This window comes from Pseudomonas sp. Rh2, assembly GCF_040762985.1.
In the GTDB taxonomy this organism is placed as follows: domain Bacteria; phylum Pseudomonadota; class Gammaproteobacteria; order Pseudomonadales; family Pseudomonadaceae; genus Aquipseudomonas; species Aquipseudomonas taiwanensis.
Genome location: NZ_CP142890.1, coordinates 1,507,990 through 1,534,720 on the forward strand (window position 1 = coordinate 1,507,990; position 26,731 = coordinate 1,534,720).

General features: G+C 63.2%; 27 protein-coding genes. 14 read left to right on the forward strand and 13 right to left on the reverse strand.

Going from position 1 to position 26,731, the window contains the following annotated elements:
• Positions 1–2: 2 nt before the first annotated feature.
• The 6 genes from VXM67_RS06810 to VXM67_RS06835 form a co-directional block, all read right to left on the reverse strand.
• Positions 3–1,067: an imelysin family protein gene (locus VXM67_RS06810; protein ID WP_023378868.1), complete on the reverse strand. Its 1,065-nt coding sequence runs from the start codon at positions 1,065–1,067 to the stop codon at positions 3–5.
• A 16-nt stretch (positions 1,068–1,083) separates the two neighbouring features.
• Positions 1,084–2,511, reverse strand: a complete 1,428-nt coding sequence (locus VXM67_RS06815) for a di-heme oxidoredictase family protein (RefSeq protein WP_104882133.1) — start codon at positions 2,509–2,511, stop codon at positions 1,084–1,086.
• 150 nt (positions 2,512–2,661) lie between these two features.
• Positions 2,662–3,999, reverse strand: coding sequence for an imelysin family protein (locus VXM67_RS06820; protein WP_104882132.1), 1,338 nt, complete (start codon positions 3,997–3,999; stop codon positions 2,662–2,664).
• A 159-nt stretch (positions 4,000–4,158) separates the two neighbouring features.
• Complete coding sequence (locus VXM67_RS06825) at positions 4,159–6,210, reverse strand: bifunctional diguanylate cyclase/phosphodiesterase (RefSeq protein ID WP_023378871.1); 2,052 nt, start codon at positions 6,208–6,210, stop codon at positions 4,159–4,161.
• 526 nt (positions 6,211–6,736) lie between these two features.
• Complete coding sequence (locus VXM67_RS06830) at positions 6,737–7,333, reverse strand: superoxide dismutase (protein ID WP_367237570.1); 597 nt, start codon at positions 7,331–7,333, stop codon at positions 6,737–6,739.
• A 219-nt stretch (positions 7,334–7,552) separates the two neighbouring features.
• Positions 7,553–8,152, reverse strand: a complete 600-nt coding sequence (locus VXM67_RS06835; protein WP_367237571.1) for a LysE/ArgO family amino acid transporter — start codon at positions 8,150–8,152, stop codon at positions 7,553–7,555.
• Between the two features lie 127 nt (positions 8,153–8,279).
• On the opposite strand from VXM67_RS06835, the gene VXM67_RS06840 reads away from it, so the two are divergent.
• From VXM67_RS06840 to VXM67_RS06850, 3 genes are all read left to right on the forward strand, one after another.
• On the forward strand, positions 8,280–9,170 hold the full coding sequence (locus VXM67_RS06840) for a LysR family transcriptional regulator ArgP (protein WP_367237572.1): 891 nt from the start codon (positions 8,280–8,282) through the stop codon (positions 9,168–9,170).
• A gap of 49 nt (positions 9,171–9,219) precedes the next feature.
• Positions 9,220–10,215, forward strand: coding sequence for an NAD(P)-dependent oxidoreductase (locus VXM67_RS06845; RefSeq protein WP_023378874.1), 996 nt, complete (start codon positions 9,220–9,222; stop codon positions 10,213–10,215).
• Positions 10,216–10,302: 87 nt separating this feature from the next.
• Positions 10,303–11,127 carry an ATPase gene (locus tag VXM67_RS06850; protein WP_104882916.1) on the forward strand — a complete coding sequence of 275 codons (825 nt, stop codon included), beginning with the start codon at positions 10,303–10,305 and terminating at the stop codon, positions 11,125–11,127.
• Positions 11,128–11,175: 48 nt separating this feature from the next.
• Here VXM67_RS06850 and VXM67_RS06855 read toward each other — a convergent pair whose 3' ends face one another.
• Positions 11,176–12,225, reverse strand: coding sequence for an alkene reductase (locus VXM67_RS06855; RefSeq protein WP_027908094.1), 1,050 nt, complete (start codon positions 12,223–12,225; stop codon positions 11,176–11,178).
• A gap of 13 nt (positions 12,226–12,238) precedes the next feature.
• Complete coding sequence (locus VXM67_RS06860; protein WP_023378877.1) at positions 12,239–12,541, reverse strand: helix-turn-helix transcriptional regulator; 303 nt, start codon at positions 12,539–12,541, stop codon at positions 12,239–12,241.
• Between the two features lie 150 nt (positions 12,542–12,691).
• Between VXM67_RS06860 and VXM67_RS06865 the strand changes: the two genes are divergently transcribed.
• Positions 12,692–13,267, forward strand: a complete 576-nt coding sequence (locus VXM67_RS06865) for an ACP phosphodiesterase (protein ID WP_023378878.1) — start codon at positions 12,692–12,694, stop codon at positions 13,265–13,267.
• 23 nt (positions 13,268–13,290) lie between these two features.
• On the opposite strand, the gene VXM67_RS06870 is transcribed toward VXM67_RS06865, so the two are convergent.
• Positions 13,291–14,079, reverse strand: coding sequence for a lysophospholipid acyltransferase family protein (locus VXM67_RS06870; protein WP_367237573.1), 789 nt, complete (start codon positions 14,077–14,079; stop codon positions 13,291–13,293).
• Complete coding sequence (gene olsB / locus VXM67_RS06875) at positions 14,079–14,834, reverse strand: L-ornithine N(alpha)-acyltransferase (protein WP_023378880.1); 756 nt, start codon at positions 14,832–14,834, stop codon at positions 14,079–14,081. Before olsB ends, VXM67_RS06870 begins: the two co-directional genes overlap by 1 nt.
• Positions 14,835–14,969: 135 nt before the next feature.
• Here olsB and VXM67_RS06880 point away from each other — a divergent pair, with 135 nt between their 5' ends.
• The 6 genes from VXM67_RS06880 to VXM67_RS06905 all read left to right on the forward strand — a co-directional run bounded on the left by VXM67_RS06880 (position 14,970) and on the right by VXM67_RS06905 (position 19,786).
• The gene (locus VXM67_RS06880; protein ID WP_023378881.1) at positions 14,970–15,857 is read left to right on the forward strand and encodes a hypothetical protein; all 888 of its coding nucleotides are present in this window, start codon (positions 14,970–14,972) and stop codon (positions 15,855–15,857) included.
• 103 nt (positions 15,858–15,960) lie between these two features.
• The gene (locus VXM67_RS06885; RefSeq protein ID WP_023378882.1) at positions 15,961–17,049 is read left to right on the forward strand and encodes a serine hydrolase; all 1,089 of its coding nucleotides are present in this window, start codon (positions 15,961–15,963) and stop codon (positions 17,047–17,049) included.
• A complete protein-coding gene (locus VXM67_RS06890; protein WP_023378883.1) occupies positions 17,046–17,342 on the forward strand; it encodes a hypothetical protein in 297 nt (98 codons plus the stop codon). The genes VXM67_RS06885 and VXM67_RS06890 overlap by 4 nt, the downstream gene beginning before the upstream one ends.
• 44 nt (positions 17,343–17,386) lie before the next feature.
• A complete protein-coding gene (locus tag VXM67_RS06895; RefSeq protein WP_023378884.1) occupies positions 17,387–17,968 on the forward strand; it encodes a YceI family protein in 582 nt (193 codons plus the stop codon).
• A 1-nt stretch (position 17,969) separates the two neighbouring features.
• Positions 17,970–19,127 (forward strand): phosphatidylserine/phosphatidylglycerophosphate/cardiolipin synthase family protein, encoded by a 1,158-nt coding sequence (locus VXM67_RS06900; RefSeq protein WP_027908096.1) that lies wholly within the window; start codon positions 17,970–17,972, stop codon positions 19,125–19,127.
• A gap of 80 nt (positions 19,128–19,207) precedes the next feature.
• On the forward strand, positions 19,208–19,786 hold the full coding sequence (locus VXM67_RS06905; RefSeq protein WP_023378886.1) for a DJ-1/PfpI family protein: 579 nt from the start codon (positions 19,208–19,210) through the stop codon (positions 19,784–19,786).
• Between the two features lie 78 nt (positions 19,787–19,864).
• On the opposite strand, the gene VXM67_RS06910 is transcribed toward VXM67_RS06905, so the two are convergent.
• Positions 19,865–20,263, reverse strand: a complete 399-nt coding sequence (locus tag VXM67_RS06910; RefSeq protein ID WP_023378887.1) for a nuclear transport factor 2 family protein — start codon at positions 20,261–20,263, stop codon at positions 19,865–19,867.
• Between the two features lie 115 nt (positions 20,264–20,378).
• On the opposite strand from VXM67_RS06910, the gene VXM67_RS06915 reads away from it, so the two are divergent.
• Positions 20,379–20,969 carry a GNAT family N-acetyltransferase gene (locus tag VXM67_RS06915; RefSeq protein ID WP_023378888.1) on the forward strand — a complete coding sequence of 197 codons (591 nt, stop codon included), beginning with the start codon at positions 20,379–20,381 and terminating at the stop codon, positions 20,967–20,969.
• Positions 20,966–21,838: a carbon-nitrogen hydrolase family protein gene (locus tag VXM67_RS06920; protein ID WP_277686870.1), complete on the forward strand. Its 873-nt coding sequence runs from the start codon at positions 20,966–20,968 to the stop codon at positions 21,836–21,838. Before VXM67_RS06915 ends, VXM67_RS06920 begins: the two co-directional genes overlap by 4 nt.
• A 72-nt stretch (positions 21,839–21,910) precedes the next feature.
• On the opposite strand, the gene VXM67_RS06925 is transcribed toward VXM67_RS06920, so the two are convergent.
• Entirely contained in the window at positions 21,911–23,434 is a 1,524-nt protein-coding gene (locus VXM67_RS06925; protein ID WP_023378890.1) for a fumarate hydratase, read from the reverse strand.
• A gap of 249 nt (positions 23,435–23,683) precedes the next feature.
• Here VXM67_RS06925 and VXM67_RS06930 point away from each other — a divergent pair, with 249 nt between their 5' ends.
• Positions 23,684–24,604: an iron-sulfur-binding ferredoxin reductase gene (locus VXM67_RS06930; RefSeq protein WP_104882125.1), complete on the forward strand. Its 921-nt coding sequence runs from the start codon at positions 23,684–23,686 to the stop codon at positions 24,602–24,604.
• Between the two features lie 80 nt (positions 24,605–24,684).
• Here the strand turns inward: VXM67_RS06930 and pyk are convergent, their stop codons facing one another.
• Positions 24,685–26,139 (reverse strand): pyruvate kinase, encoded by a 1,455-nt coding sequence (pyk, locus tag VXM67_RS06935; protein WP_023378892.1) that lies wholly within the window; start codon positions 26,137–26,139, stop codon positions 24,685–24,687.
• Between the two features lie 180 nt (positions 26,140–26,319).
• Between pyk and VXM67_RS06940 the strand changes: the two genes are divergently transcribed.
• Complete coding sequence (locus VXM67_RS06940) at positions 26,320–26,706, forward strand: hypothetical protein (RefSeq protein ID WP_023378893.1); 387 nt, start codon at positions 26,320–26,322, stop codon at positions 26,704–26,706.
• Positions 26,707–26,731: the final 25 nt, after the last annotated feature.

A 26,731-nucleotide genomic window follows, 5' to 3' on the forward strand; every position in this document is an offset into this window, starting at 1 on the left:
GATCAGTCACCGTCGTTGGCATTGAAGCCAAGCTGGATGTTCAACGCCTTGGCCAGCTCGCCTTCGTGCAGGCGGTGGACGACGTTGAGGCTGTCGTAGATCTGGTTGAGGGTCTGTTGGCCAGCTTCGTCGGCAAGCAGCTCACCCAGTGTCTTGTGATTGTCGGCCAGCAATTTGAGCGACGTCGCGTAGGCGTCGTCGATCTTTTCCACCAGCGCTTTCTGATCGCTGCCCAGCAGACCGCGCAGGCCCTGGTTGTCGACCCCGACCCAGACCGCTTGGGCAGCTTTCAGGCTGGCTTCCAGGCTCTTGAGCGAGGAGTGGCTACGCCAGGCTTCGGCTTGCAACGGCTGGGCGATACCCTTGCTCTGACGGCCCATCGGTGCGCCGAGCTTTTTCTTCAGAGTGTCCAGGGCGGTGACCTGGGCGCGCAGCAGGTCGGCGATGGCCTCGTGGGAGTCGGCATAGCGCTGGTTGGGGAACTTGGTCATCTGCGACAGCATGCCGTCGGTGCTGTTCCAGGTCTTGAGGATCTCCTCGGCCAACACCTTCTGGTGTTCGCCGATGGCCACCAGCAGTGGGCAGTAGCGGGCTTTCTGCTCGGCCGTGGCGATGTCCGGCTTGCTGTCGAACAGAATGTATTCGTAAGCCGACAGGCCACGGACCACGACGCTGGCCTTGCTCAGGGCTTCGGCGTCGACCGGCTTGTCGCCACTGAGCAATTGCTCGACCTGGCGACCGACCAGGTTCTTCTTGTCTGGCCAGAACTGCACTTGCCAGGCCCGGTTGCCCTCGGCCAGCGGGCCGACGAGCAGCGGCTGCAGTTCGGCCCATGCCTTCTGCGCATTGAGGAAGTCGGCGCGGGCGGCCTCCAGGGACTGCTTGCCTTCGCAATAGGCCAGGGCGCTGGCAGCCAGCTGGCGGTCGGCTTCGACCCAGCGGCTGTAGGTGGGCAGGATCACTTGCTTGGCGATCGCGGCGGAGGTGATTGCCTGCGGATCCTGCGGCGAGCAGGCGCCCAGGGCGAGTGCGGCGAGGCTGGTGAACAACAGTTTGGGTCGGAACATGCCGGGTCCTTACGCGTTAAAGTGAATTCAGGAAAGCCAACAGCGCAGCGCGCTGTTCGGCATTGAAGGTGAGCACTTGGTTGCGTGCCGCCTCGGCTTCGCCACCGTGCCAGAGCACGGCCTCGAGCAGGTTTCGGGCACGACCATCGTGCAGGAACTGGGTGTGGCCGCTGACCGTTTCGGTCAGGCCGATGCCCCAGAGCGGCGGCGTGCGCCAATCCTGGCCGTTAGCGGCGAACTCGGTGCGCTCGTCGGCAAGGCCGGGGCCCATGTCGTGTAGCAGCAGGTCGCTGTAGGGGCGGATGACCTGGCCCGACAGTTCCGGCTCGGCAGCATTGGTGGCTGTGGTGAACTGAGGGGTGTGGCAGCCTTGGCAACCGGCTTGGAAGAACAGGTTCTTGCCGGCCAGTACCTGCGGCGCATCCACGTTGCGTCGGGCTGGCACGCCGAGGTTGCGGGTATAGAACGTGACCAGTCGCAGAATGTTGTCGCTGACTTCCTTTTCGCCATTGGCGCCGTCGCCATTGGGCGCAGACAAGCAGGCGGTTTGCGCCGAGGTACAGTCGTCCTTCGGTTGCAAGGTGCTGGTCAGGCCCATGTCGCCAGCAAAGGCGTGCACATTTTGCTGGTTGACGTTGGGCTGGCCGGCTTTCCAGCCGAAACGGCCAAGCACCGGTTTGCCCTGTGCGTCGTCCCAGACCCGGTTGGCGCGGCCACGGATGCCGTCGCGGTTGCGGTCATCGGGGTCTTCATTGGCCAGGATGTCGGCTTCGGGGATGGCTTCGAGCAGGCCGAGGCCGATCATGGGCGGCGCTACACGGGCGGAGAAGCGTGTATCGGGGTGCATCGGCCCATAACCAAGCTGGGTGATCTGCAAGGTCGGCTTGCGCAGTTCGACCTGGTGGCCGTCCTCGAAGGTCACGGTCTGGCGGTCGTAGCTCACGCGCACCTTGCCTTCTGGTGCCACGCCGGGGATGGCCATGTCCTGCAACTGGGTGCCATAGACTGGCTCGGGCACCACGCCCAGGCGTTCGATTTCCTTGGCCAGGTAGGGTTGGTCGGGAATCGACAGGCGCACGAGCATCGACACCGCATTGCTGTCATCCGGGCCGGGCGGGTGGCCGCGTCCGTCACGGACATGGCAGTTCTGGCAGGCATTGGTGTTGAACAGCGGGCCCAAACCATCACGTGCGGTGGTGGTGGAGGGAGCGATCACCCAGGGGTTGCGGAAGAAACTGTTGCCGACGCTGAAGTCCAGGCGCCGCTCGGGCGACAGGTTTGCCGACGGCATCGAAAAGGCGTTGCGGTCGCTACGCTGCACGGTCGCTTGACCCGCGGACAGCGCTTCGCCGGGCTCGGCCTGGGTAAAGCGCGGGGCGTCGTCACAGGCGGTGAGCGCGAAGGCCAGCAGCAGAGGGGAAAGTCGGGACAGCGACAAGGACATCGAGAATCCTGGGCGTGAGCGAAAAACCGGCGTGCAAGCTTAGCAAACCAGGGAAGTTTGAATAAGAGCAATTTGCAATTGCCAGATGAAATGGGTGTGAACGAAAAAGGCGACCCAAAGGCCGCCTCTTCCCACATTGCCACTGCTGAATCAGAACTCGTGATCAGCGGTATCCGGGTTCAGGTTGGCAATACCCAGCTTGCCAGCGGCCTGTTCGATCGCACCGGTCTGCTTGACCAGCGAGGCGATGGCGTCGCGCACGATCTGGTTGCCGGCAGCATTGTCGGCGGCGATCAGTTGGTCGTAGTGCTCGCCTTTGAGGGCGTGGTCGACGATGACCTGAATCTTCGCCTCGGTGGCCTCCAGATCGGCCTTGAGGGTGGCGTCGGCAGCCGGATCGACCTTGGCCACCAGTTCCGACAGGCTTGGGCCGGTCAGCTTGGTGCCGTCGGGACGGGTGTACTCGCCCAGGTAGACGTTGCGGATGCCCTTGGCGTCATAGAAGTGCGAGTAGTGGGTGTTGTCGCTGAAGCAGTCCTGCTCGTCTTCAGGGGAGTTGGCTTCCAGGGAAACCTTCATGCGCTCGCCCGCCAGTTCACCCAGCGACAGGCTGCCCATGCCGAACAGCATCTTGCGCAGACCGTCGTTGACAGGCTCGGCTTCCAGCTTGGCGCGGTAGTTGTCGGCGACGTTCGGCGCCCAGTTGCCGACCATCTCTTCGAGGTCTTTGACCAGCAGTTCGGTGACGGCCTTCAGGTAGGCGCGGCGACGCTCGTTATGGCCGCCAGTGGCGCCTTTGCCTTCCAGGTAGTCGGAGGCTGGACGGTTGCCAGCGCCTGGGCCGGTGCCGTTGAGGTCCTGGCCCCAGAGCAGGAATTCGATGGCGTGGTAGCCAGTGGCGACGTTGGCTTCGGAGCCGCCCAGCTCATTCAGGCTGGCCAGTTTCTCCGGGGTGATGTCCTTGACGTCGACCTTCTCTTCGCCCACCTGGATCTGGGTGTTGGCGATGATGTTGGCGCTGGCGGCCGGGTTGCCCAGGGCGTGTTCGTAGCTCTTGTCGACATAGTCGATCAGGCCTTCGTCCAGGGGCCAGGCGTTAACCTGGCCTTCCCAGTCGTCGATGATGGTGTTGCCGAAGCGGAAGGCTTCGCTCTGCAGGTACGGAACGCGCGCGGCGGCCCAGGCAGCCTTGGCGGCTTTGAGGGTTTCGTCGTTGGGCTTGGCCAGGAATGCATCGACGGCGGTCTGCAGGGCCTTGGCGGTGCTCAACGAGTCGCTGTACACGGCGTAGACCATCTCGGTGTAATGCTTGACCACGGCCTTGCCGGCCGCTTCGTCGACAGCCCCCGGCGCTGCTGCAGCGGTGCTGGCGGCAGCAGGTGCCTGAGCTTGCGGAGCGGCAGCCTTGTCATCCTTGCCTTCACCGCAACCGGCGAGAGCGATGGCGATGGCCAGCAGACTGGCGGAGGCCAGAGGCATTCGAATCATTGTTGGTTTCCTGCGTCGTGGAGTTGGACCATGGGTTAGGCCGTGTGCCGTGGCACGCGAAAGCGTAACATCATGCGAAAGATTTGCATTTGCTGTAAAGAGGCCAGCATGCAATTCATGTAAATGCAGGTCACGGCCTGTAACCAGAGGGGAGCGGTGTTACAGCGCCGATACGTGGTTGCGCTGCGCCTGCTTGAGGAAACTCACCAGTTCACGCGCGGACAGCGGTTTGCTGTAGTGGTAGCCCTGGCCCTCATGGCAGCCCTGGGCAATGATGTAACTTTCCTGCTCGGCGGTTTCCACGCCTTCGGCAATCACCTGCATGCCCAGGCTCTTGCCCAACTGGATGATGGCGCGAACGATGGTGGCATCGTCGTCATCGTCCAGCAGGTCCTGGACGAAGCTCTTGTCGATCTTGATCTTGTCCAGCGGTAGCGACTTCAGATAGCTGAGCGAGGAGTAGCCGGTGCCGAAATCGTCGATGGCGATCATCGCGCCGGAACGACGCAGGCTCAGCAGGTGCTGGGCAGCGGTGCTGATGTCTTCCATCAGGCCGGTCTCGGTGACTTCCAGCTCCAGGCTGCGCGGCGGCAGGCGGTAGGCCTGCAGCAGGTTGTTGACCACCCGTGGCAGTTCATTGTGGTGCAGTTGCACGGTGGACAGGTTCACCGCCATGCGCAGATCGCTGAAGCCCATGTCGTGCCATTCGCGTAATTGGCGACAGGCCTGGTCGAGCACCCATTCGCCGATGGCGATGATGTTGCCGTTCTGCTCGGCCAAGGGGATGAACTGGTCCGGTGGGACCATGCCCAGCTCGGGGTGATGCCAGCGCAGCAGCGCTTCCACACCCACCACCCGGTTGTCGCGGTAGCTGATCTGCGGCTGGTACACCAGGTACAGCTGGTTACGCGACAGGGCCTCGCGCAGGTCTTTTTCCAGTTCGCGGCGTCGGCGCATCTCGCTGTCGACGCTGGCGATGTAGAACTGGTAACGGTTGCGCGAGCGTGCCTTGGCCAGGGTCATGGTCTGTTCGGCTTTTTGCAGCAGTTTTTCGGTGCTGTCGCCATCCTCAGGGAACAGAGTGATGCCAATGGTGGCGCGCAGGCGGATTTCCTGATGGTCGAGGGCGAACGGCACTTCCAGGTCGTCGAGGATGCTCTGCGCCAGCTCGGCCGCCTCATAGGGCTGCTCGATATTGGCCTGGACCAGGGCGAACTGGTCGCCGCCCAAGCGCGCCAGGGCACCGAGACGGCCGCTATGGGCGCGCAGACGGTCGGCCAGGGCCAGCAGCAGTTGGTCGCCCGCCTGGTAGCTGAATTGCTCGTTGATGCCCTTGAAGTCATCCAGTCCCACGCACAGTACCGCTACGCGGTGCTGCAGGCGGCCGCCGTCGACGAGGATCTTGTCCAGCTGTTCCTGTAGTTGCTGGCGGTTGGGCAGGCCGGTGAGGAAGTCGTACTGGGCCATGCGCTGCAGGCTGTTCTCGGCTTCATGGCGCAGGTGGGTATTGCGCTCGATGGAGGCCAGCAGCTGGTTGGCAGTGTTGACCCAGATGCCCAGTTCGTTCTTTTCGTGGCCCTTGAGCAGCGGTATCTGGTGCTGGCTGGGGCGGTCGGGGTTGATCTGGGTCAGGTGGTCGATGATCTTCGACAATGGCTTGGTGAGCAGCCAGTGGTAGACCAGGTACAGTACCAGGCCCATGGCCAGGGCGCGCAGTACGCCGGAAATGAAGATGATCACCGCATTGATCAGGAAGTCTTCGCCGTAGGCGGCGGTGTCGAGGGTGATGCTCAGGTCGCCGTAGTACTCGCTGTAGGGGCCGCGGCCAACCAGTTGGGTGGTGTAGGTGCGTTCCTGGCCGAGGATCAGGTCGGTCAGCCAGCGCATCGACATGTCGCGCAGTGGGCGGGATTTTTCGGCCAGCATGGTTTCGTTGGGGTGGCCGATCGAGGCCATGCGCACCGACTCGTCCTGGAACAACCCCTCCATGACCTGCATGCCCATTTCCCGGTCGAGGCTGTACACCGCCTGGGTCGATGGATCGCGGAACATGTCGAGGATCCGCTGGGCATCGCTGTTCACGGCCTGGCGGGTCTTGTAGGTGTCGTAGACGATCTGCGCGCAGCTGAGAACCACGCCGACCGCCAACGCCGACAGCAGCACGACCCTGAGCAACTTGACCGACAAGCTGTTCCGCAATTCCAGCTTCAATGGGGTTTCCTTAATCCATGCGCATGGCATCATTTTGCCATCAACGTTGGCAATACACTATCGGCCGGTTGCCACGGGCAGTTCGCGAGTCGCGGCGGCTCATTGCGGGTTCCGTCCTGAGCAGTGTATCGGTTGCGCTGCCATGCGACTTGAGTGCGCTGCATCAACATTCCAGACGTTTGATGTTAGCGCGCTATGCGAGGGGAGCAAGAGGGGGAGGCATCTATTCGGACATGAGGGAAAATGCGGGCGGTTATGAGATCGAGCGCCGCCCGCGCGATGCGTCGCGTAAGCGGCGCTCGATCCTGCACCGGCCCCATATCGGCGAACAAAAAAGCATCGCGAGCAAGGCTCGCTCCTACCTTGATTGGCGTGAAACAACCGTAGGAGCGAGCCTTGCTCGCGATGCACCGCGCGGGCGGTGCTCGATCTGACATGCCCCGCACCACTCACGGCATGCATCGAAGTCAACGCTGAGCTCAATAAAAAACCCGGCGCTGGGCCGGGTTTTTCGGACAAGCCTGAATCAGGCCTTGAAGGTCTTGCCTTCGAACTGCTCGGCAACGAAGGCCCAGTTGACCAGGTTCCAGAACGCCTCGACGTACTTCGGACGCAGGTTGCGGTAGTCGATGTAGTAGGCGTGCTCCCAGACGTCGCAGGTCAGCAGCGGGGTGTCGCCGCTGGTCAGCGGGCAGCCAGCGCCGATGGTGCTGGCCAGGGCCAGGGAGCCGTCGGCCTTCTTCACCAGCCAGCCCCAACCGGAACCGAAGGTGCCGACGGAAGTCTTGGTGAACTCTTCCTTGAACTTGTCGAAGGAACCGAAGGCGGCGTTGATGGCGTCAGCCAGGGCGCCGGTCGGTTGGCCACCGCCGTTTGGCGACAGGCAGTTCCAGTAGAAGGTGTGGTTCCAGACTTGAGCGGCGTTGTTGAAGATGCCGCCCGAAGAGCTCTTGACGATCTCTTCCAGGGTCTTGTCTTCAAATTCGGTGCCTGGGACCAGGTTGTTCAGGTTCACGACATAGGTGTTGTGGTGCTTGTCGTGGTGATACTCCAGGGTTTCCTTGGAGATGTGCGGCTGCAGGGCATCATGGGCGTACGGCAGCGGCGGCAATTCAAAAGCCATGGTGGATCTCCTGATTCAGGTCTAGTTCGCGGTTTGCGCAAGGCCGATCACGGGCGGCCCGGTAGGCGTCAGCGAGTATGTACTCTTTGCGACGCGAGGGCAGGATCATAGCACCAGCCCCCGCGCATAACCACGCGACAAAGATAGGGAATAGAGGTTCCAGAGCGGTTGCCAGCACCGGCCTCATCACTGGCACGCCAGGTCCTGCAGGCGCTGGGCTCAGTTGAAGATCAACTGCGCCGCCACCGCGAACATCATCACCGCTACCATCAGGTCTAGCAGGCGCCAGGTTGTTGGGCGTGCCAGCCAGGGGGCCAGCCAGGCCGCGCCCAGGGCCAGGGTCGAGAACCACACCAGTGAAGCACTGGCCGCGCCGGCCACGTAGGCGCCTGGCACAGTTTGCTGGGCACCGAGCGAACCGATCAGCAGTACGGTGTCAAGGTACACGTGTGGGTTGAGCAGCGTTACCGCCAAGGCACTGAGCAACACCGCTCGGCGCGAGCGCATACCCTGGCCTTCCTGATGTTGCAGGCTCTGCTTCGAGCAGGCGCTGCGCAGCGCCTTGGCGCCATACCAGATCAGGAACAGCGCGCCACCCCAGCGGGCAATCGCCAGCAGCGTCGGATTGTGCGCCAGCACCGTGGCCAGGCCGAACACACCGGCGGCGACCAGGATCGCATCGCACACGATGCACAGCGCCGCCACCGGCAGGTGATGCTCCCGGCGCAGGCTCTGGGCCAGGACGAACGCATTCTGCGCGCCGATGGCCATGATCAGGCCGAAGGCCACCAACATACCGTTCAAATAGCTTTGCCACATGGCGGGAACACTCCACTGACACCCACGAAGCCGTGGGTGCTGATGACTGAAAGAAGTTGCTGGCCATTGTGGGGAACAGCGCTGTATAAGAAAAACAAATAACGCTGATCCGTCATTAGGGAAATTGATGTTCGACTACAAATTGCTCTCTGCGCTCGCCGCCGTGATCGAGCAAGGCGGCTTCGAACGGGCGGCACAGGCGCTGGGGTTGTCGCAATCGGCGATATCGCAACGCATCAAGTTGCTTGAGGCGCGAGTCGGCCAACCGGTGCTGGTGCGGGCTGCACCACCGAGTCCGACCGAGGTCGGTCGGCAGTTGCTCAACCATGTGCAGCAGGTGCGTCTGCTTGAGCGCGACTTGCAGCGCCAGGTACCGGCGCTGGACGAGGAGGGCTTGCCCGAGCGCTTGCGCATCGCGCTTAACGCCGACAGCCTGGCGACCTGGTGGGCGCGCGCGGTGGGGGCGTTCTGTGCCGAGCAACAAGTGCTGACCGACCTGGTGGTGGAAGACCAGGAGGTTGGCCTCAAACGCATGCGCGCCGGTGAAGTGGCGGCCTGCCTGTGCGGCAGCGAACGGCCGGTGGCCGGTGCGCGCAGCCTGGCGCTGGGGGCGATGCGCTACCGGGCGCTGGCCAGTCCGGCATTCATGGCGCGTTATTTCCCCAAGGGTTTCGATGCCAAGCGGCTGGTGCGCTCCCCGGCCATCGTCTACGGGCCGGACGATTTCCTCCAGCACCGCTACCTGGCATCACTCGGCATACAGGACGGCTTCCTGCACCACCTTTGCCCATCGTCTGAGGGTTTTCTGCGCATGACCGAAGCCGGCCTGGGCTGGGGACTGGTTCCCGAATTGCAGGCCCGCGAGCAACTGGCCAACGGTCAGTTGGTGGAAATCTGCGTAGATACTCCTATCGATGTCCCGTTGTACTGGCATCATTGGCGCAATGGCGGGCACCTGCTCGCGCAACTGACCGATCACTTGCGGCACAGCGCACGGCAATGGCTGGTGCCCTTGTAGTCGCGGCTGGCGTCAGTTGCATCTGAAATCTGGCAAGACGGGGTCTTACATGCGAATTCTGGTCACCGGCGCGAGTGGCTTCATCGGCGGACGCTTTGCGCGTTTCGCCCTGGAGCAAGGCCTGGACGTGCGGGTCAGCGGTCGGCGTGCCGAAGGTGTCGAGCATCTGGTCAAGCGCGGTGCGCAGTTCATCCCGGGCGACCTGGGCGATGCCGAGCTGGCGCGTCGTCTGTGCCAAGGGGTCGAGGCGGTGGTGCACTGCGCCGGAGCTGTGGGCAACTGGGGGCGTTACCAGGATTTCCACCAAGGCAATGTGGTGGTCACCGAGAACGTCGTAGAGGGCTGCCTGAAAGAGCATGTGCGGCGCCTGGTGCACTTGTCGTCGCCGTCGATCTACTTCAATGGCCGCTCGCGTCTGGACGTTCGTGAAGACCAGATACCCCGGCGTTTCCACGACCACTACGCGCAGACCAAGTACCTGGCCGAACAGAAGGTCTTCGGCGCCCAGGAGTTCGGCCTGGAAGTGTTGGCCCTGCGCCCACGGTTCGTCACGGGCGCAGGGGATGCCAGCATTTTCCCGCGCTTGATGAACATGCAGCGCAAGGGCCGGGTAGCCATCATTGGCAATGGCCTGAACAAGGTCGACTTCACCAGTGTGCACAACCTCAACGAGGCGCTGCTCAGTGCCCTGTTCGCCGAAGACCGTGCCCTTGGCCAGGCCTACAACATCAGTAACGGGCACCCGCTGCCGTTGTGGGACGTGGTCAACTATGTGATGCGCCAGATGCAGTTGCCGCAAGTCACCCGCTACCGCTCCTATGGGCTGGCCTACAGTCTCGCGGCCATCAACGAGGCGGCCTGCCTGCTCTGGCCCGGTCGACCGCAGCCAACGTTGTCACGCCTGGGGATGCAGGTGATGAGCCGCGATTTCACCCTGGATATCAGCCGCGCGCGGCACTACTTGGACTACCAGCCCAAGGTGAGCCTGTGGACGGCGCTGGATGAATTCTGTGCGTGGTGGAAGCACTTGCCGGCTGGCCAGTGAACCTGGCGTGCCGATGATGGTCATCAGTGCGCCGCGCGAGCGGTTTATAATCATGCCTCTTTGCTACTACTGCGGTTGAATGCACCCATGCGTAACGATTCCCACGACGACTTCGATGACGGGCCGACCCTGCGGGCCGGCACCCCTGATGATGACGAACTGCTGCCCGCGCACGTGGCGCGCAGCCGGCACAAGGCTGCTCGCCCGGCCAGCACCGGCCCGCTGTGGGCCTTGCTCGGGGCTTCGGTCATCGCGCTGGCAGGCCTCGGTTGGTGGAGCTTCCAGCAGATCACGCTGATGGAGCAGCAACTGGTAGCTACCCAGGAAAGCTTCGCCCGCATCAGCGAGGAAGCTGCTGGGCGACTGCAGGCGATCAGCGGCAAAGTGGCGGCCACGGAGTCCACTGCCAACACCGGGAGCGAGGCTTTGAAGCTGCAGATTCGTCAGTTGCAGGCCAGTCTGGCCGAGCAGGGCAAGCAGCAACAGGGTGTGGCCGGGCAGGCGGGAGACTTGGGCAAGCGTCTGGAGCAAGTGCTGGCTGACACCCGCGAACAGCAGAAGGCGGTCACCGAGCTGCAAAGCCAGCTGCAGGCGCAGTTGAAGGCAGTGAACGCTGAACTGGCGGCACTGAAGTCGGGGCAGGTGGACGGTGGCAAGCTCGATGGCCAGCTGAAGAACCTGAGCGAAGAAGTGGCAGCGCTGAAAAAGCAGGGCAACCCCAACGCCGCGATCGAGAGCCTGGAGCAAGATGTGCTGGTATTGAAGAGCCAGGCGGACAACCGACCGGCAGCGGCCTCTGGTGGGGCTTCGGTCCAGGAGTTCGATGCGTTTCGTGGGCAGACCACTCGTAGCATCAATACCCTGCAAAGTCAGATCCAGAACCTGCAACAGCAGATCAACGCGCGGCCCTGAGAACCGTTGCACCCCTGATCGCCGGGTTGCCGGCGACCAGGGCTGCGATTACATCCGCGGATAGTCGATGTAGCCGACCGGCCCCTTGGCGTAGAAGGTTTCAGGGTGCGCCTGGTTCAGCGGCGCATCCGCAGCCAGGCGTGCAGGCAAGTCAGGGTTGGCGATGAATGGCACACCAAAGGCCACTGCATCCGCCCTGCCACTGGCCAGTGCCGCGTTCGCGCTGGTCTTGTCGAAACGTTCGTTGACGATGTAAGGGCCTGCGAACGCTTCCTTGATCAGCGGGCCGATGCTGTCATCGGCTTCCTTCTCGCGCGAGCAGATGAACGCAATGCCGCGCTTGCCCAGTTCACGGGCGACATAGGTGAACGTTTCGGCACGATTGTCGTCGCCCATGTCATGGGAGTCGGCACGTGGCGCCAGGTGAACGCCGACGCGGCCAGGGCCCCATACTTCGATTGCCGCATCGGTCACTTCCAGCAGCAGACGCGCACGGTTTTCCAGCGAGCCACCATAACGGTCGGTGCGCTGGTTGGTGCTGCTCTGCAAGAACTGGTCAAGCAGGTAGCCGTTGGCGCCGTGAATCTCGACGCCGTCGAAACCGGCGGCCTTGGCATTTTCCGCACCTACTCGATAAGCCTCGACGATGTCGGCAATCTCTTCGGTCTCCAGGGCACGCGGGGTAGGGTAGTCGGCAAGGGGCCGCACCAGGCTCACGTGGCCCTTGGGCTTGATCGCGCTCGGTGCTACCGGCAATTCACCATTGAGGTAGCTGGGGTGCGAGATACGGCCAACGTGCCACAACTGCAGGAACATGCGACCGCCTGCGGCGTGCACTGCCTTGGTCACGTTGTTCCAGCCGCGTACCTGGTCGTCGGACCAGATGCCGGGGGTGTCGGGGTAGCCGACGCCCATGGGCGTCACTGAAGTCGCCTCGCTCAGGATCAGCCCGGCGCTAGCACGCTGCACGTAGTACTCGGCCATCAGTGCATTGGGCACGCGGCCTTCGTCGGCTCGGCAGCGGGTGAGAGGGGCCATGATGATGCGGTTGGGCAATTGCAGGTCGCCCAGGGTGATCGGATCGAAAAGGGTGGTCATGTCGTGGTCCTTGTCAGAGCTCTTGGCTCATCTGCGCGAGGAACGCCTTGATGGTGTCCTCGTTACGTTTGAAAAAATGCCACTGGCCGATCTTCTGGCTGCTGATGAGGCCGGCGCGTTGCAAGGTGGCCAGGTGGGCGGAGACCGTCGACTGCGACAGGCCGCAGCGTTGGTCGATCTGCCCGGCACAGACGCCGTGCTCGGTGCTGTGGTACTGGTCAGGGAATTGCGCTGCCGGGTCCTTCAGCCAGGTGAGGATTTCTCGCCGGACCGGATGGGCCAAGGCTTTGATGATTTCGTCGAGATCGAGAGGCATGGTTAGGCTCGTGGTGTAGCGGTATATCGCGATGAAGCGAAATGTAGATCGTTAGTTCGCGATATACAAATATGAAGTCGTTCTGAGCTGAGCACGAATCGCTATATCGCGTTATAACGATATGCCCGGGGACGGTGCTAGACTGCGTCCATGAACTATCTCGCGCATCTGCACTTGGGGGGGCCGGCGCCACAGCAACTGCTGGGCAGTCTCTACGGCGACTTCGTCAAAGGCGCCTTGGAAGGGCGCTTCCCGCCAGCCCTTGAGGCTGCCATTCGGCTGCACCGTCACATTGACAGCTACACCGACCGCCATCCCCTGGTGTTGGCCGCGTTGGCGCGTTTTCCCCAGGAGCGGCGGCGTTATGCCGGGATCATCCTGGACGTGTTCTTCGACCATTGCCTGGCACGTCATTGGGGCGACTACGCCGATCAACCACTGGCGGCGTTCACGCAGGACTTCTATCGCGTGCTGCTGGCCGAGCCCGAGCTGCCAGGGCGACTGGCGCATATCGCGCCGTTCATGGCTGCGGATGACTGGCTTGGGGCCTATGGCGATTTCGCGACCCTGGAGCAGGTATTCAGGGGTATTGGCCGGCGGTTGTCGCGCCCTGAGGGAATGGCCGGTGTCATGGACGAGCTGGAGCGGTTGTACGAGCCATTGCTGGCGGATTTTCGTGCGTTCTATCCGCAGTTGCAGGCATTCGCCGCAGCGGGGCGTGTTTGAACCAGGGATCCCCCGCGAAAGCTTCAGGCCGCCCGAGGCTGCCGACGGGTTACCACCTCGTCCTCCCTGACCCCGAACAGCGTCAGGTGGATCGCCTGCTGCGCCTGAAATGCCAGGGCCGCTCGCTCTTTTTCCACGCTGCAGATAGGCGCCAGCAAGTGGATGTGCACCTCGCCTGGCGGCTGACCAAACAATCGCATCAAATGCGATACGAGGTCGTCCTCGCCAATGAACGGTGCAAAGAGGTCGGTTTCGCCTTCACGCAGGTACTGGATGGCCACCGGTTGCACCGGTATGCCGCGATCGATGGCGCCCGCCAGCAAGCGGCCGTGGAAGGTGCGCAGTTGCCGGCCATCGGTGGTAGTGCCTTCCGGGAAGATCAGCAGCGGCTGCGCCTGGCCCAACCGCTCGCTGATCTGCTCGCGCAGGCGCTGGGCGTCGCCACCGCCACGGCGAATGAACAGCGTGCCGGCCTTCTCTGCCAGCCAGCCGGCCAGCGGCCAATGGCGCACTTCGGCTTTGGACAGAAACGACAACGGCATCAGCATGCCCAGCAGTGGAATATCGGTCCAGGACACGTGGTTGCTGACCCACAGCATCGGTTTTGGCGGCAGCTCGCCGAATACCCGGATCTCGAAGGGCAAGGCGGCGACCAGCCGTTTCATGAACAGGCAAGTCCAGCGCTGGCGGCGTTCGGAGGACGTCTTCAACCCCAGGCGTTCGCCGAGGGCGATGACGCTGGCCATCAGCACGCCTAGCAGCAATACCAGCATCAGTCGTGTCAGGCGGGCCAGTACCCGCACTTTCGGCATCAGACTGCCGCCTTGAAGTGGCGGGCGTACCGGGGGCAGAGGTCGTCCCGCTTGAGCAGGATGAACACGTCGGCAACCTGGAAGTCTTCGTCCCAGCATGGCTCGCCGCAGATTTTCGCCCCCAGGCGCATGTAGGCCTTGAGCAGGGGCGGCAGCTGGGCAATGACGTTGTTCGGCAGCGGCAGGCTCGGCAGGGGGTTCTTCGGTTCGGCACGCAGGTGTTCGGTGCACAGGTAGCGTTCGCGCAGGCGCTGCATGATGGCGTGGGCCTGGACGCCGCCGTCCTGCATCGGAATGCTGGCGCAGCCCATCAGGTAGCTGTAGCGGCCTTCGTTGAGCACTTCGGCCAGTTCGCCCCAGAGCACGGCGATGGTGCCGCCATTGCGGTAGGCGGGGTCGACGCAGGTGCGCCCCAATTCCAGGAGCGGCCCTTGCAATTGCAGCAGACCGTGCAGGCTGAATTCTTCTTCGCTGTAGAAACGACCCAGGCTACTGGCAGCCTGGTGATCGAGCAGGCGTGTGGTGGCTACCAGTTCGCCGGTGCTCAGGTCGCGCACGCCGATATGACGGCAGTGCACGTCGTAGTCGTCCATGTCCAGACCCTGTTCGGCACCTTTGAGCTTGGCCTTGAATTCTGCGCTGAACACTTTGTAGCGCAAGGCCTGGGCTTCCTGCAGGGCCGTGGCGCCGACCAGGCGTTCGGCTTGCAGACGGCGTTCAGTGCTATTGTCGCCAGAGCGAGCGATCCGAGTCATACGAGTCTCCATAAGCCAGCCATGAAGGGTTGCGGCCGGTCGGCTTTGTTGTGCAAAGTCAGCCTAGGTAGGTGCGGTGTCACCCCCGTGAATCTTTAGTGATGCTTGCGTGACAACCCCTCGGAGGAGCCTGTGATGCCCTGGTTGCAACGACTCAACGACCCCTATCGCCAGCCGCTGGCGGGCACCCTGGGCGAGGTATACACCGCACAGCTGGAGCGCCTGGGTGCGGCTGCTCCGTTCGAGCTGGCCGTGCTCGGGGGGCGTGCCATGGCCACGCCGGGCCTGGCATTTCTGATCGGTTACCAGGCGGCGCTGCGCGTGCTCTGGCCCAGCGCGCCTGCCAGCCTTGGCGCCTTGTGCGCGACCGAACGGCGTAGCGTGCGGCCGGCGGACATGCATACACGGCTGGACGGGCTGCGCCTGAGTGGTAGCAAGGACTTCGTCACCGCCGGGCTCGATGCCGAGTGGCTGCTGGTGGCTGCGCGCAGCGAAGCGCCAGGTGAGGCGCCGAGGTTGCAACTGGCGGTGGTGTATCCAGGCGAGCCGGGCGTGACGCTGGAAGCGTTACCAACCTTGCCGCTGATGCCGGAGGTCGGCCATGGCCGTTTGGTATTGCAGCAGGCTGCCTGCGAGTTGTTGGCGGGGGATGGCTGGGATGCCTACGTCAAGCCGTTCCGTTCGCTGGAAGACCTTTATGTGCTCGCGGCGCTGACGGCATGGCTGTATGGCGTCGGTCAGGAATGCGCTTGGCCGCAGGAATTGCGCTTGCGGCTCCTGGGGGTGCTGGCGGGTTGCGCCGAGGGCAGTCGTCAATGTGCCGACAGCGTGGGTTGTCATCTGCTGCTGGGCGGACTGTTCGCCCAGTTCCAGGCATTGCGGGGGGATATCGACAAGGCCCTGAAAGCTGGGCCGGCGCATTGGGCGCAATTGTGGCAACGGGATCAGGGCGTCCTGGCGCTGGCAGCTGCGGCGCGGGATAAACGCCTGGCCAAAGCCTGGGAGACAGCGGGATTGTCATGAACGTCAGGCAGGCTTCGGAGATCTGACGAGCCTTGGGGCCGCTTTGCGGCCCTTTCGCGACGCAGGGCCGTAGCCCCCAGGACCGCACTGATCGTTGAATCCCATGACCCTTCTCAGGCAATTGCTGCTCGTGTCCGGTATGACGTTAGCCACAGCCTGGGCCGAGGAGTGGCCCGAGCCGGATTGGCGGCTCGAAAACACCCCTGTCGACTGGCACTCCGTCGACACTTACGCCTTCGCCGAACGCAGCCCCACCGAGCGCAGCGGCGTGCGCACCGATGCGCTGTTGATCATCCACGATGGGCGCATCATCCACGAGCGTTACGCAGCCCCCACCACGGCCAGCACGGCGCACCTGACCTGGTCGGTCAGCAAAAGCGTGCTGGCCACGCTGCTGGGGGTGGCCCACGGCGAAGGACGTTTTCAACTTCAGGACCCGGTGGCCCGCTTCTACCCGCCCATGCAGGCACACCCGGACGTGCGCCTGGCCGATCTGCTGCACTGGGCCAGCGGGCTGGACTGGCAGGAAGACTATGAATACGCGCCGTTGAAGTCTTCCGTGGTGGCCATGCTGTATACCCGTGGGCGTAACGACATGGCCGCCTATACCGCCTCGCGTGGCGCCAGCGAGCGGCCAGGCCAGCGCTTTTTCTACTCCAGCGGCGACAGCAATGTGCTGGCGGCAGCCCTGCACGGTATGGTCGAGCCGGAGACGTACGCCGACTATCCCTGGCAGGCGTTGTTCACTCCTCTGGGCATCGAAAGCGCAGTCTGGGAGCGTGATGGCGCAGGCACCTACGTCGGCTCTTCCTATCTGTACCTCAGCGCCCGGGACCTCGCGCGTATCGGCCTGCTGATGCTGCGCGAAGGCCGCTGGCGTGAGCGGCAACTGCTGCCTGCGCAGTGGGTCAGCTTCAACCGTACGCTGTTCGACGAGGCCCAGGCCGTACCCGGCGAAGCCAACCCAGGCGGCCATTGGTGGCTCAACCAGCCACTGCCCGGCCATGCCCCGCCGTGGCCGGATGTACCGCCACAGGCCTATGCCGCGCTTGGCCACTGGGGCCAGGCACTGTATGTGCTGCCGGCGCAGAAACTGGTGGTCGTCCGCTACGCCGATGACCGTGACGGCCGCTACAGCCACAACGAGTTGCTCAAGCGAGTGTTGGCGGCCGTGGTCAAGGAGGGGGGATGAAACCCGTGCTGTTGCTGGTGTTGGTGATACTGCTGGCCTGGGCGTGGCAGGAGCGTCAGGCGCTGGCGGATTTTCCCGCGATACTGTCAGCGTATTCTGCCAAGGAGTATTGCTCTTGCCGGTTCGTCATGGGCTTCGACCGGGCCTATTGCCGCGGTTACGTGAAGCAATACCTGCCGTTGAGCCTGCTACAAGAGGACCCCATGCAACGCCTGGTCACCGCCGAAGGCCTGGGCCAGCGCAACCAGGCGCTCTGGCAGGGCGAGCGCGAGGGCTGCCGCTTGCTGCCTTGAAAGCGGGCGGGTAAGGTTGGCGGTCAAGTTTCACGAGATCTGTCATGTTCAAGCTGCCCCGTCTTCTACCCGCATTGCTCCTGGCCATGTGCCTGCCCGCCCACGCCAACTGGCACCTCGATGGCGAGTCTTCGCGCCTCTCGTTCGTCACTGGCAAGAACGGCGACACGGCCGAGATCCATCGCTTTCTGGTCTTGCATGGCACAGTCGACCGCAAAGGTGCAGCGGCACTGCGTATCGAGATGGATTCGGTGAGCAGCGGTATTCCGTTGCGTGACGAGCGCATGCGTGAAGACTTGTTCGACGTCGACCAATTCGCCGAAGCGACGGTCAAAGCGCAGATCGACCTGCGGCCCATCAACGACCTGGCCAACGGAGCGCAAATTGAACTGCGCTTGCCGCTCACCGTTACCCTGCACGGTCGCTCCCACAGCTACAACGCCTTGCTGTTGGCCACTCGGCTGGATGAGCGGCGGTTTCAGGTAGTAACGCTCGAACCCCTGATTCTGCGCGCCGAGGACTATGGTCTGCTGCCTGGCCTGCAGCGTCTGCGCAAGTTCGCCAAGCTCAAGTCCATCAACCCTACGGTGCCGGTTAATGCGGTGCTGATCTTCAACGCCCGCTGACATGCCGGGGCCGGTATTCCCTTGGAGGGATGGCAATCAGTTCGAGCTGCTGATCGACGGCCCTGAGTTCTTTCCGCGCATGCTGCAGGCCATTGCGCGGGCCGAGCTCCAAGTCGATCTGGAGTTGTACCTGGTCGAAGCGGGCGCCTGTGCCGAGGCGGTGGTCGAGGCGCTGGAGCAGGCCGCCGGGCGCGGCGTGCGGGTACGCTGCCTGTTCGATGACTACGGCTCGCTCGCCTTTACGTCCGTTTTGCGCCAACGCTTGCTGGACGCCGGGGTGTACCTGCGCTGGTACAACCGCCTGCGCTGGCGTCGGGGGCTGCGAAACCTCTACCGCGATCACCGTAAGTTGCTGTTGGTGGACGAAAGCTGGGCAGCGGTCGGCGGTACGGGCGTCACCGACGAGTTCTGGACACCGGGCCACGAAACCAGCGAATGGCATGAGGTCATGGTGCAGATGAGCGGGGCTGTGGTGTCCGACTGGCAAATGCTTTTCGATCGCCAATGGCAGGCCAACAACCGGCGCACGGCCTGGCGTCCTGCCGAGGGCTTTGGCCTGCCGCGCCTGCCCAAGGTTCCGGTGCAAGGGCAAGGCATGGGCAGGGTGGCATACGCGGACGCCCGTCAGCATCAGGATATCCTGCACTCGCTGGTACGCGCGCTGAACAGCGGGCAGAAGCGCATATGGCTGGCGACGCCATACTTCCTGCCGACCTGGAGTGTGCGCCGGTCGTTGCGACGGGCGGCCGGCAAAGGGGTCGATGTCCGCCTTCTGCTGACCGGACCACGCACGGATCACCCCTCGGTGCGTTATGCCGGGCATCGGTATTACCCCCGTCTGCTGCGCGCCGGTGTACGGATCTATGAATACCAGCCTTGCTTCCTGCACCTGAAAATGGCGTTGGTGGATGACTGGGTCAGCATTGGCTCGTGCAACTTCGACCATTGGAACTTGCGCTTCAATCTCGAAGCCAACGTCGAAGCCCTGGATCCCTCGCTCACGGCCGCTGTGGCGGCAAGCTTCGAGCGTGATTTTGCCCTGAGCGAAGTCGTCGACCTCGACCATTGGAATGCCAGGCCACTCTGGCGGCGGGTGAAGCAGCGGGTGTGGGGTTGGCTCGATCGACTGGTGGTGAACTTCCTCGACCGCCGCGATTGAGACTGGCGGCGCATATCCAGAGGCGCATAACCCGTCTATCGTGCAGTGACTGTTCCCCTACAACGGAAGGAGTGGATGCGATGACGGCGAAGAAGATTCTCATGCTGGTGGGCGACTACGTCGAAGATTACGAAGCGATGGTGCCATTCCAGGCCCTGCGCATGGTCGGTCATACCGTGCATGCGGTGTGCCCGGAAAAGGTCGCCGGGCAGACCGTGCGCACGGCGATTCACGATTTCGAGGGCGAGCAGACCTACAGCGAAAAGCCTGGGCACAACTTTGCGCTGAACTACGACTTCGTGCAGGTCCGCGCTGAGCGCTATGATGCGCTGCTGATTCCAGGAGGGCGCGCACCGGAGTATCTGCGCCTGAATGAAAAGGTACTGGCGCTGGTCAAGGCATTCGATGACGCAGGTAAACCCATTGCAGCTGTGTGTCATGGCGCGCAGTTGCTGGCGGCGGCCGGGGTGCTCGAGGGGCGCGAGTGCAGTGCCTATCCGGCGTGCGCACCCGAGGTGCGACTGGCGGGTGGTAAATTCATCGATATTGCAGTGGACCAGGCGCATGTGGAGGGCAACCTGGTGACTGCGCCTGCCTGGCCGGCGCATCCGGCGTGGCTGGCGGCATTTCTGAAGGTACTGGGCACGCGTATCGCCTGACCGGGGCACGATCGCCAGCAAGCCGGCTCCTGCAGAATCGGTGGAGGAGCCGGCTTGCCGGTGATAGCGCGATTCGCTTCAGGCCACCTGCTCAACCCAGTCATTGAGGTTGTAGTAGTTGGTCACTCGGGCGATCTTGCCGCAATGAATATAGAAGAACGCCCCGGCCGGCAGCACATAGGTCTGTCCATTGGCCGGCGGCAAGCCCTCGTCATCGGCCAGATACGCCCCATGCACGGTGAACTCCGCTGCAGCCCGGCTGCCGTCGGCGTTCTGCATTACCACGATATCGGCCAGGCGCTCGCGGTAGCAACGGTTCATCTTGTCCATGAACGCGGCAAAGGCCGCCTTGCCCATCTGCCGCTCGCCCTGGTTGATGTCGTGGATCACATCTTCGCTGAGCAAGGCGAGAAAGGCCGGCATGTCGCCGGCATTGAAGGCGGCGTAGTAGGCGTTGACGAGTTCGGTAGCGGTCATGGCAATGTTCCTGTCGTGTACGGGAAAGGGATCGACGTTGGCCCGATGATAGGGTTTCCCCTCAAGCCCGGCTTAGCCGAGCACGTCATCCACATCGACAAAACGACCGCCAAGCATGGAAATCCGCCTGTTGCACGGCGCCGCCAGCGCGCCTTACATCGATGACCTCGCTCGCCTACGCCTTACAGTGTTCCGCGAGTTTCCCTACCTCTACGACGGCGACATGGAATACGAAGCCGATTACCTCGACACCTACGCGCGTTCCGGACGTAGCCTGGTCGTGCTGGCGCTCGATGACGGCAAGGTGGTCGGTGCCTCGACCGGCCTGCCGTTGGTCGATGTGGCCACGCAGTTCCAGCAGCCGTTCCTGGCCCAGGGGCGCGACCCTGCCAGCGTCTATTATTTTGGCGAGTCCGTGGTGCTTCCGGCTTATCGGGGGCGAGGCCTGGGTGTGCGATTCTTCATTGAACGTGAGTCCTACGCGCACAAACTGGCTGAGTTCGATCACTGTGCATTCTGTGCGGTCGAGCGCCCAGGCGCGCACCCGCGCAGGCCCGCCGACTACAAGCCCCTGCACGGCTTTTGGCGAAACCGCGGGTTCCTGCATGACCCCTCGCTGCGGACCACCTATGCCTGGCGCGACCTGGATGAGCAGGAGGAATCTGCCAAGCTGATGTCGTTCTGGGTCAAGGAACTGCCGATATGATTCGCCTGGCGGCTTGCCAGTACGCCATCGAGTTGCATGAAACCTGGGAAGCCTATGCCGGGCACTTACAGAGGCTGTGTGCGGCAGCGGTGGCCGAGGGCGCTCAATTGCTGCTGTTGCCGGAATACGCAGGGCTGGTACTGAGCGGGCAGTTACCGACGGAGCAGCGTGGCGACCTGAGAGCGTCCATCGCTGGCATCCAGCCCCTGGTGGAGCGTTGGCTGGCGTTGTGTGAAGGCATCGCTCGGCAATGGGGCGTTTACCTGCAGCCCGGCAGCTTGCCGGTGCTCGACAGTGATGGGCAGTACCGCAACCGCGCCTGGTTGTTCGGCCCGCAGGGGATGATGGGTTATCAGGACAAGCTGATGATGACCCGTTTCGAACGTGAGCAATGGAACATCGCAGCGGGGCAGGGGTTGCAGGTATTCGACACCCCTTGGGGGCGACTGGGCATTCTGATCTGTTATGACAATGAGTTTCCGATATTGGCCAGGCGTTTGGCGGAGCAAGGGGCCGACCTGATTCTGGCACCTAGCTGCACCGATACCGAAGCGGGTTTTCATCGGGTACGCATCGGCGCTCAGGCGCGAGCCCTGGAGAACCAGATCGCCGTTTTGCAAAGCCCTACGGTGGGCCTGGCGCCTTGGTCACCGGCCTTGGACGAAAACATTGGGCGGGCAGGGCTGTTCGTGCCACCCGATTTCGGGATGCCCAGCGATGGTGTGATTGCCCAGAGCGAGCAACTGAATCCGGCGAGCAGCCAGTGGTTGGTGTGCGAGGTGGACCTGGAGACCGTGCGACGGGTGAGGCGAGAAGGGCAGGTGTTTACCCGTAGGGACTGGCCGGAGCAGTTCGAGAGGGTCGGCTAGGCTCGTACGGACCCATTGTCGGCAAGCCGGCACCTACAGGTTTTGTAGGGGCCGGCGCCGGTTACTACAGCCTTACTTCACTTCAACCGCCAGGCTTTCGGCGATTTTGCTCTGCCACAGGGCTGGGCCAGTGATGTGGACCGATTCGCCTTGGCTGTCCACGGCGACGGTCACTGGCATGTCCTTGACCTCGAACTCGTAGATCGCTTCCATGCCCAGCTCGGCGAAGGCCAGAACCTTCGACTTGCGAATCGCCTGGGCCACCAGGTAGGCGGCGCCGCCGACGGCCATCAGGTAGACGGCTTTGTTGTCCTTGATCGCTTCGATGGCAGCAGGGCCGCGCTCGGATTTACCGATCATGCCCAAAAGGCCGGTCTGCTCGAGGATCTGGCGGGTGAACTTGTCCATGCGGGTGGCGGTGGTCGGGCCGGCTGGGCCTACCACTTCGTCACCGACCGGGTCGACCGGGCCGACGTAGTAGATGAAGCGGCCTTTGAGGTCGACCGGCAGCTCTTCACCACGGTTGAGCATCTCGACCATGCGCTTGTGCGCAGCGTCGCGGCCGGTCAGCATCTTGCCGTTGAGCAGGATGGTCTCGCCCGGTTTCCAGCTGGCGACTTCTTCCGGCGTGATGTCGTCGAGGTTGACGCGACGGGCGCTCGGGCCGGCTTCCCAGACGATTTCTGGGTAGGCGTCCAGCGATGGCGCTTCCAGCTCGGCCGGGCCGGAGCCATCGAGCACGAAGTGCGCGTGACGGGTGGCGGCGCAGTTCGGGATCATGCACACCGGCAAGGAGGCGGCGTGGGTCGGGTAATCCATGATCTTGACGTCGAGCACGGTGGTCAGGCCGCCCAGGCCCTGGGCGCCGATGCCCAGTTGGTTGACCTTCTCGAACAGCTCCAGGCGGATCTCTTCGAGGCGGTTCTGTGGGCCGCGTGCTTTCAGTTCATGAATGTCGATGGACTCCATCAACACTTCCTTGGCCATGACCGCGGCTTTCTCGGCGGTGCCGCCGATGCCGATGCCGAGCATGCCAGGCGGGCACCAGCCTGCGCCCATGGTCGGGACGGTCTTCAGGACCCAGTCGACGATCGAGTCGGACGGGTTGAGCATGGCCATCTTCGACTTGTTCTCGGAGCCGCCGCCCTTGGCCGCGACATCGACTTCGACCTTGTCGCCAGGGACGATCGAGTAGTGGATGACAGCCGGGGTGTTGTCCTTGGTGTTCTTGCGGGCACCGGCCGGGTCGGCCAGGATCGAGGCGCGCAGGACGTTCTCAGGCAGGTTGTAGGCGCGACGCACACCTTCGTTGATCATGTCGTCGACGCTCATGGTGGCGCCGTCCCAGCGCACGTCCATGCCCACGCGGATGAACACGGTGACGATACCGGTGTCCTGGCAGATCGGGCGGTGGCCGGTGGCGCACATGCGCGAGTTGATCAGGATCTGGGCGATGGAGTCGCGCGCAGCAGGCGACTCTTCACGCAGGTAGGCCTCGTGCATCGCCTGGATGAAATCGACGGGGTGGTAGTACGAGATGAATTGCAGGGCGTCGGCGACGCTCTGAATCAGGTCGTCTTGCTTGATCACGGTCATGCAGCGCGCTCCTCTTAAAGACGGGAACATTCAAAAAGACGCTCGACGGTGCCGACCAGCGTGTCGAAGCGCCTTGCAAGGCGCCGGCTGGTCAGGCCGACGGAAAAAGGCGCGGCAGTATAGCGCGCCTGTGGCGATGAAACACCTGCGACTGGTCTGGACCATGGTCGGCAGCGCTTGGGCATCTTTTTTGCTGCCGTTGCGCCCTTGACTTACAGTGCAAGCGTGACTTTTGGAGAAACACCCACCATGCCCGAACTTTGCGTGGGCGAGCACCGCTGGGCGGTGCCGACCGGCAGTAACTTGCTCGATGCCCTCAACGAGGCAGGGTTCAACGTGCCTTTCAGTTGCCGGGCAGGCAGTTGCCATGCCTGCCTGGTGCATTGCCTGGATGGGCAGCCGGTGGATGCCTTGCCCGAGGCATTGGCGCTGGAAAAGCACGCCCAGGGTTGGCGCCTGGCCTGTCAGTGCCGCGTGGTCGAGGATTTGCGCGTGGCGGTATTCGATCCGCTGCACGATGGCATCGCCGCGCAGGTCTGCGCGGTGGACTGGTTTGGCGAAGTGCTGCGTCTTCGTCTGCGGCCGGAGCGGACGTTGCGTTACCAGGCCGGGCAGCATGTGGTGCTGTGGAACGGCTCGCTGGCGCGGCCTTACTCCGTGGCAAGCCTGCCCGGCGAAGATGACTTTCTTGAGTTTCATATCGACTGCCAACGGCCAGGCGCCTTTTGCGACAAGGCGCGCGTGCTGCAGGTCGGTGACGTGCTGCGCGTGGGGGAGATTCGAGGCGGAGCGTTGCATTACGACCCAGATTGGCAAGCGCGACCGCTCTGGTTGCTGGCAGCGGGTACGGGGCTGGCGCCATTGTGGGGCATTTTGCGCGAGGCGTTACGGCAGGGGCACCAAGGGGAAATCAGGGTGGTGCATGTCACGCGCGATGACCTTGGGCACTACTTGGCGGGTCCGTTGCGGGAAATGGAGGGTGTTCAGGCCGAGCTGGTGCTGGCGGAGCATATGGAGGAGGCGCTGGCAGGGTTGCGGCCGTCATCGCGGCAGACCGTCGCGCTGGTGTGCGGGGCGCCGGGGAGCGTCGAGCGGTTCGCGCGGCGGTTGTTCATAGCCGGCGTGCCGAGGAATCAGGTGTTTGCCGACGTGTTCGTCGAGCATGCATGAGGCAGTTGCGACTGATCGCCAGTCAAGCCGGCTCCTGCAATCCTGTAGGAGCCGGCCTGCCGGCGATTGGGCCGGGGCTATCAGCCGACCAGCGGATCACCAACGTGCAGGATCTTCATGCCGTTGGTGCCACCGATGGTGTGGTAGCTGTCGCCCTTGGTCAGGATCACCCAGTCACCTTGCTCTACCAGGCCGCGCTTGAGCAGCTCGTCGACGGCCGCCTGGCTGACCTTGTCGGCTGGCAATGCCGCCGGGTCGAAGGCGATCGGGTAGACGCCGCGGAACATCGAGGCGCGAGCCTGGGTAGCGCGGTGTGGCGACAGGGCGAAGATCGGCACGTGCGAACGCAGACGCGACATGATCAGCGGGGTGTAGCCACTTTCGGTCAGCGCGATGATCGCCTTGACGCCTGGGAAGTGGTTGGCGGTGTACATGGCCGCCAGGGCGATGCTCTCGTCGCAGCGCTCGAACGTGGTGTGCAGGCGGTGGCTGGACTTCTGGCTGGTCGGGTGCTTCTCGGCGCCCAGGCAGATGCGGGCCATGGCCTGAACCGCTTCGATCGGGTAGGCACCGGCGGCGCTTTCGGCCGACAGCATCACCGCGTCGGTGTTGTCCAGCACGGCGTTGGCCACGTCCGACACTTCGGCACGGGTCGGCATCGGGTTCTGGATCATCGACTCCATCATCTGGGTCGCCACGATCACCGCCTTGTTGTTGCGGCGGGCGTGCTGGATGATCTTCTTCTGGATGGCGATCAGCTCGGCGTCGCCGATTTCCACGCCCAGGTCGCCACGGGCAACCATCACCGCGTCGGAAGCGGCGATCAGGCCGTCGAGGGTTTCATCGTCGGCCACTGCCTCGGCGCGCTCGATCTTGGCCACCAGCCAGGCGCTGCCACCCGCTTCGTCACGTAGCTTGCGGGCGTATTCCATATCTTTGGCGTCGCGTGGGAAGGACACGGCCAGGTAGTCCAGGTCCATTTCCGCGGCCAGCTTGATGTCTGCCTTGTCTTTTTCGGTCAGGGCTGGAGCGGTAAGGCCGCCACCTTTGCGATTGATGCCTTTGTGGTCCGACAGCGGGCCACCGACGATCACCACGCAGTGCAGGGCGTCTGCAGTGGCGGTTTCGACCCGCATCACCACGCGACCGTCGTCGAGCAGCAGTTCGTCACCGACGCCGCAGTCCTTGACCAGATCGGGGTAATCGATACCGACGATGTCCTGGTTGCCTTCGGTCAGCGGGTGGGCGGTGGAGAAAGTGAATTTGTCACCGACTTTCAGTTCGATGCGCTTGTTGCTGAATTTGGCGATGCGGATCTTCGGACCCTGCAGGTCGCCCAGCAGTGCGACATGGCGGCCGTTCTTGGCGGCGATGTCACGGATCAGGCGGGCGCGCGCCTTGTGCTCGTCCGGGGTGCCGTGGGAGAAGTTCAGGCGTGCCACGTCCAGGCCGGCGAGGATCAGCTGTTCGATCACTTCCGGCGAATTGCTGGCGGGGCCAAGGGTGGCGACGATTTTGGTACGGCGGATGGTCATGCACAGACTCCTATAGTGAAGCGCAGCGAAAGGCTACTCCTGAATCTCGCTGTAGTCATTGTTCCGTTGCACTACCTGCAACCAAGGCAGGGTGGCATTTGAACGGGCGGGGTATCCTTGCAAAAGGGTGTGAAGATTTGCGTGCAAAGGCCGATAATCTGGCATCAAAGGAGATTCCCCATGCGAGCCCTGATCGTTTTAGCCCTGGCGGCCAGCACCGTCGGTTGCACCCGCTGGTCCATGGACCATCATTTGAACAATGCCTACCGTGCCTATGACCGTGGCGATTGCCAGCGGGTCATGCTCGAACTGTCGCAGGTTGACCGAACCAGCCGTGCCCGGCCGTTCATCCATCCCGAAGTGTCCCTGCTGCGCGGCCAGTGCCTGGAGCGCCAGAAGCTGTTCGTCGATGCGGCGCAGACCTACGAGTACCTGATCCAGCAGTATCCAGGCAACGAGTACGCCTATCGCGCTAAGGCACGCCTGCAAACGCTGGAGAAGACCGGTCATTATCGGGTGGGAGACACGGCAGTGGCGAACCCGGTCAACACCACTCCTTGGCGTTAACACCAACGTGTCAACTAATTCACGG

What these genes read in the sequence shown, in the direction of transcription:
- VXM67_RS06870 (WP_367237573.1), bottom strand. Translation starts at nt 14,079, where the DNA reads ATGCCGAAAGTGCGGGTACTGGCCCGCCTGACACGACTGATGCTGGTA.
- VXM67_RS06940 (WP_023378893.1), top strand. Translation starts at nt 26,320, where the DNA reads ATGCGAGCCCTGATCGTTTTAGCCCTGGCGGCCAGCACCGTCGGTTGC.
- VXM67_RS06815 (WP_104882133.1), bottom strand. Translation starts at nt 2,511, where the DNA reads ATGTCCTTGTCGCTGTCCCGACTTTCCCCTCTGCTGCTGGCCTTCGCG.
- VXM67_RS06880 (WP_023378881.1), top strand. Translation starts at nt 14,970, where the DNA reads ATGCCCTGGTTGCAACGACTCAACGACCCCTATCGCCAGCCGCTGGCG.
- VXM67_RS06885 (WP_023378882.1), top strand. Translation starts at nt 15,961, where the DNA reads ATGACCCTTCTCAGGCAATTGCTGCTCGTGTCCGGTATGACGTTAGCC.
- olsB (WP_023378880.1), bottom strand. Translation starts at nt 14,834, where the DNA reads ATGACTCGGATCGCTCGCTCTGGCGACAATAGCACTGAACGCCGTCTG.
- VXM67_RS06905 (WP_023378886.1), top strand. Translation starts at nt 19,208, where the DNA reads ATGACGGCGAAGAAGATTCTCATGCTGGTGGGCGACTACGTCGAAGAT.
- VXM67_RS06890 (WP_023378883.1), top strand. Translation starts at nt 17,046, where the DNA reads ATGAAACCCGTGCTGTTGCTGGTGTTGGTGATACTGCTGGCCTGGGCG.
- VXM67_RS06835 (WP_367237571.1), bottom strand. Translation starts at nt 8,152, where the DNA reads ATGTGGCAAAGCTATTTGAACGGTATGTTGGTGGCCTTCGGCCTGATC.
- VXM67_RS06895 (WP_023378884.1), top strand. Translation starts at nt 17,387, where the DNA reads ATGTTCAAGCTGCCCCGTCTTCTACCCGCATTGCTCCTGGCCATGTGC.
- VXM67_RS06900 (WP_027908096.1), top strand. Translation starts at nt 17,970, where the DNA reads ATGCCGGGGCCGGTATTCCCTTGGAGGGATGGCAATCAGTTCGAGCTG.
- pyk (WP_023378892.1), bottom strand. Translation starts at nt 26,139, where the DNA reads ATGACCATCCGCCGTACCAAAATCGTCGCCACCCTTGGCCCCGCCAGC.
- VXM67_RS06820 (WP_104882132.1), bottom strand. Translation starts at nt 3,999, where the DNA reads ATGATTCGAATGCCTCTGGCCTCCGCCAGTCTGCTGGCCATCGCCATC.
- VXM67_RS06845 (WP_023378874.1), top strand. Translation starts at nt 9,220, where the DNA reads ATGCGAATTCTGGTCACCGGCGCGAGTGGCTTCATCGGCGGACGCTTT.
- VXM67_RS06860 (WP_023378877.1), bottom strand. Translation starts at nt 12,541, where the DNA reads ATGCCTCTCGATCTCGACGAAATCATCAAAGCCTTGGCCCATCCGGTC.
- VXM67_RS06925 (WP_023378890.1), bottom strand. Translation starts at nt 23,434, where the DNA reads ATGACCGTGATCAAGCAAGACGACCTGATTCAGAGCGTCGCCGACGCC.
- VXM67_RS06910 (WP_023378887.1), bottom strand. Translation starts at nt 20,263, where the DNA reads ATGACCGCTACCGAACTCGTCAACGCCTACTACGCCGCCTTCAATGCC.
- VXM67_RS06930 (WP_104882125.1), top strand. Translation starts at nt 23,684, where the DNA reads ATGCCCGAACTTTGCGTGGGCGAGCACCGCTGGGCGGTGCCGACCGGC.
- VXM67_RS06865 (WP_023378878.1), top strand. Translation starts at nt 12,692, where the DNA reads ATGAACTATCTCGCGCATCTGCACTTGGGGGGGCCGGCGCCACAGCAA.
- VXM67_RS06915 (WP_023378888.1), top strand. Translation starts at nt 20,379, where the DNA reads ATGGAAATCCGCCTGTTGCACGGCGCCGCCAGCGCGCCTTACATCGAT.
- VXM67_RS06850 (WP_104882916.1), top strand. Translation starts at nt 10,303, where the DNA reads ATGCGTAACGATTCCCACGACGACTTCGATGACGGGCCGACCCTGCGG.
- VXM67_RS06830 (WP_367237570.1), bottom strand. Translation starts at nt 7,333, where the DNA reads ATGGCTTTTGAATTGCCGCCGCTGCCGTACGCCCATGATGCCCTGCAG.
- VXM67_RS06855 (WP_027908094.1), bottom strand. Translation starts at nt 12,225, where the DNA reads ATGACCACCCTTTTCGATCCGATCACCCTGGGCGACCTGCAATTGCCC.
- VXM67_RS06840 (WP_367237572.1), top strand. Translation starts at nt 8,280, where the DNA reads ATGTTCGACTACAAATTGCTCTCTGCGCTCGCCGCCGTGATCGAGCAA.
- VXM67_RS06810 (WP_023378868.1), bottom strand. Translation starts at nt 1,067, where the DNA reads ATGTTCCGACCCAAACTGTTGTTCACCAGCCTCGCCGCACTCGCCCTG.
- VXM67_RS06920 (WP_277686870.1), top strand. Translation starts at nt 20,966, where the DNA reads ATGATTCGCCTGGCGGCTTGCCAGTACGCCATCGAGTTGCATGAAACC.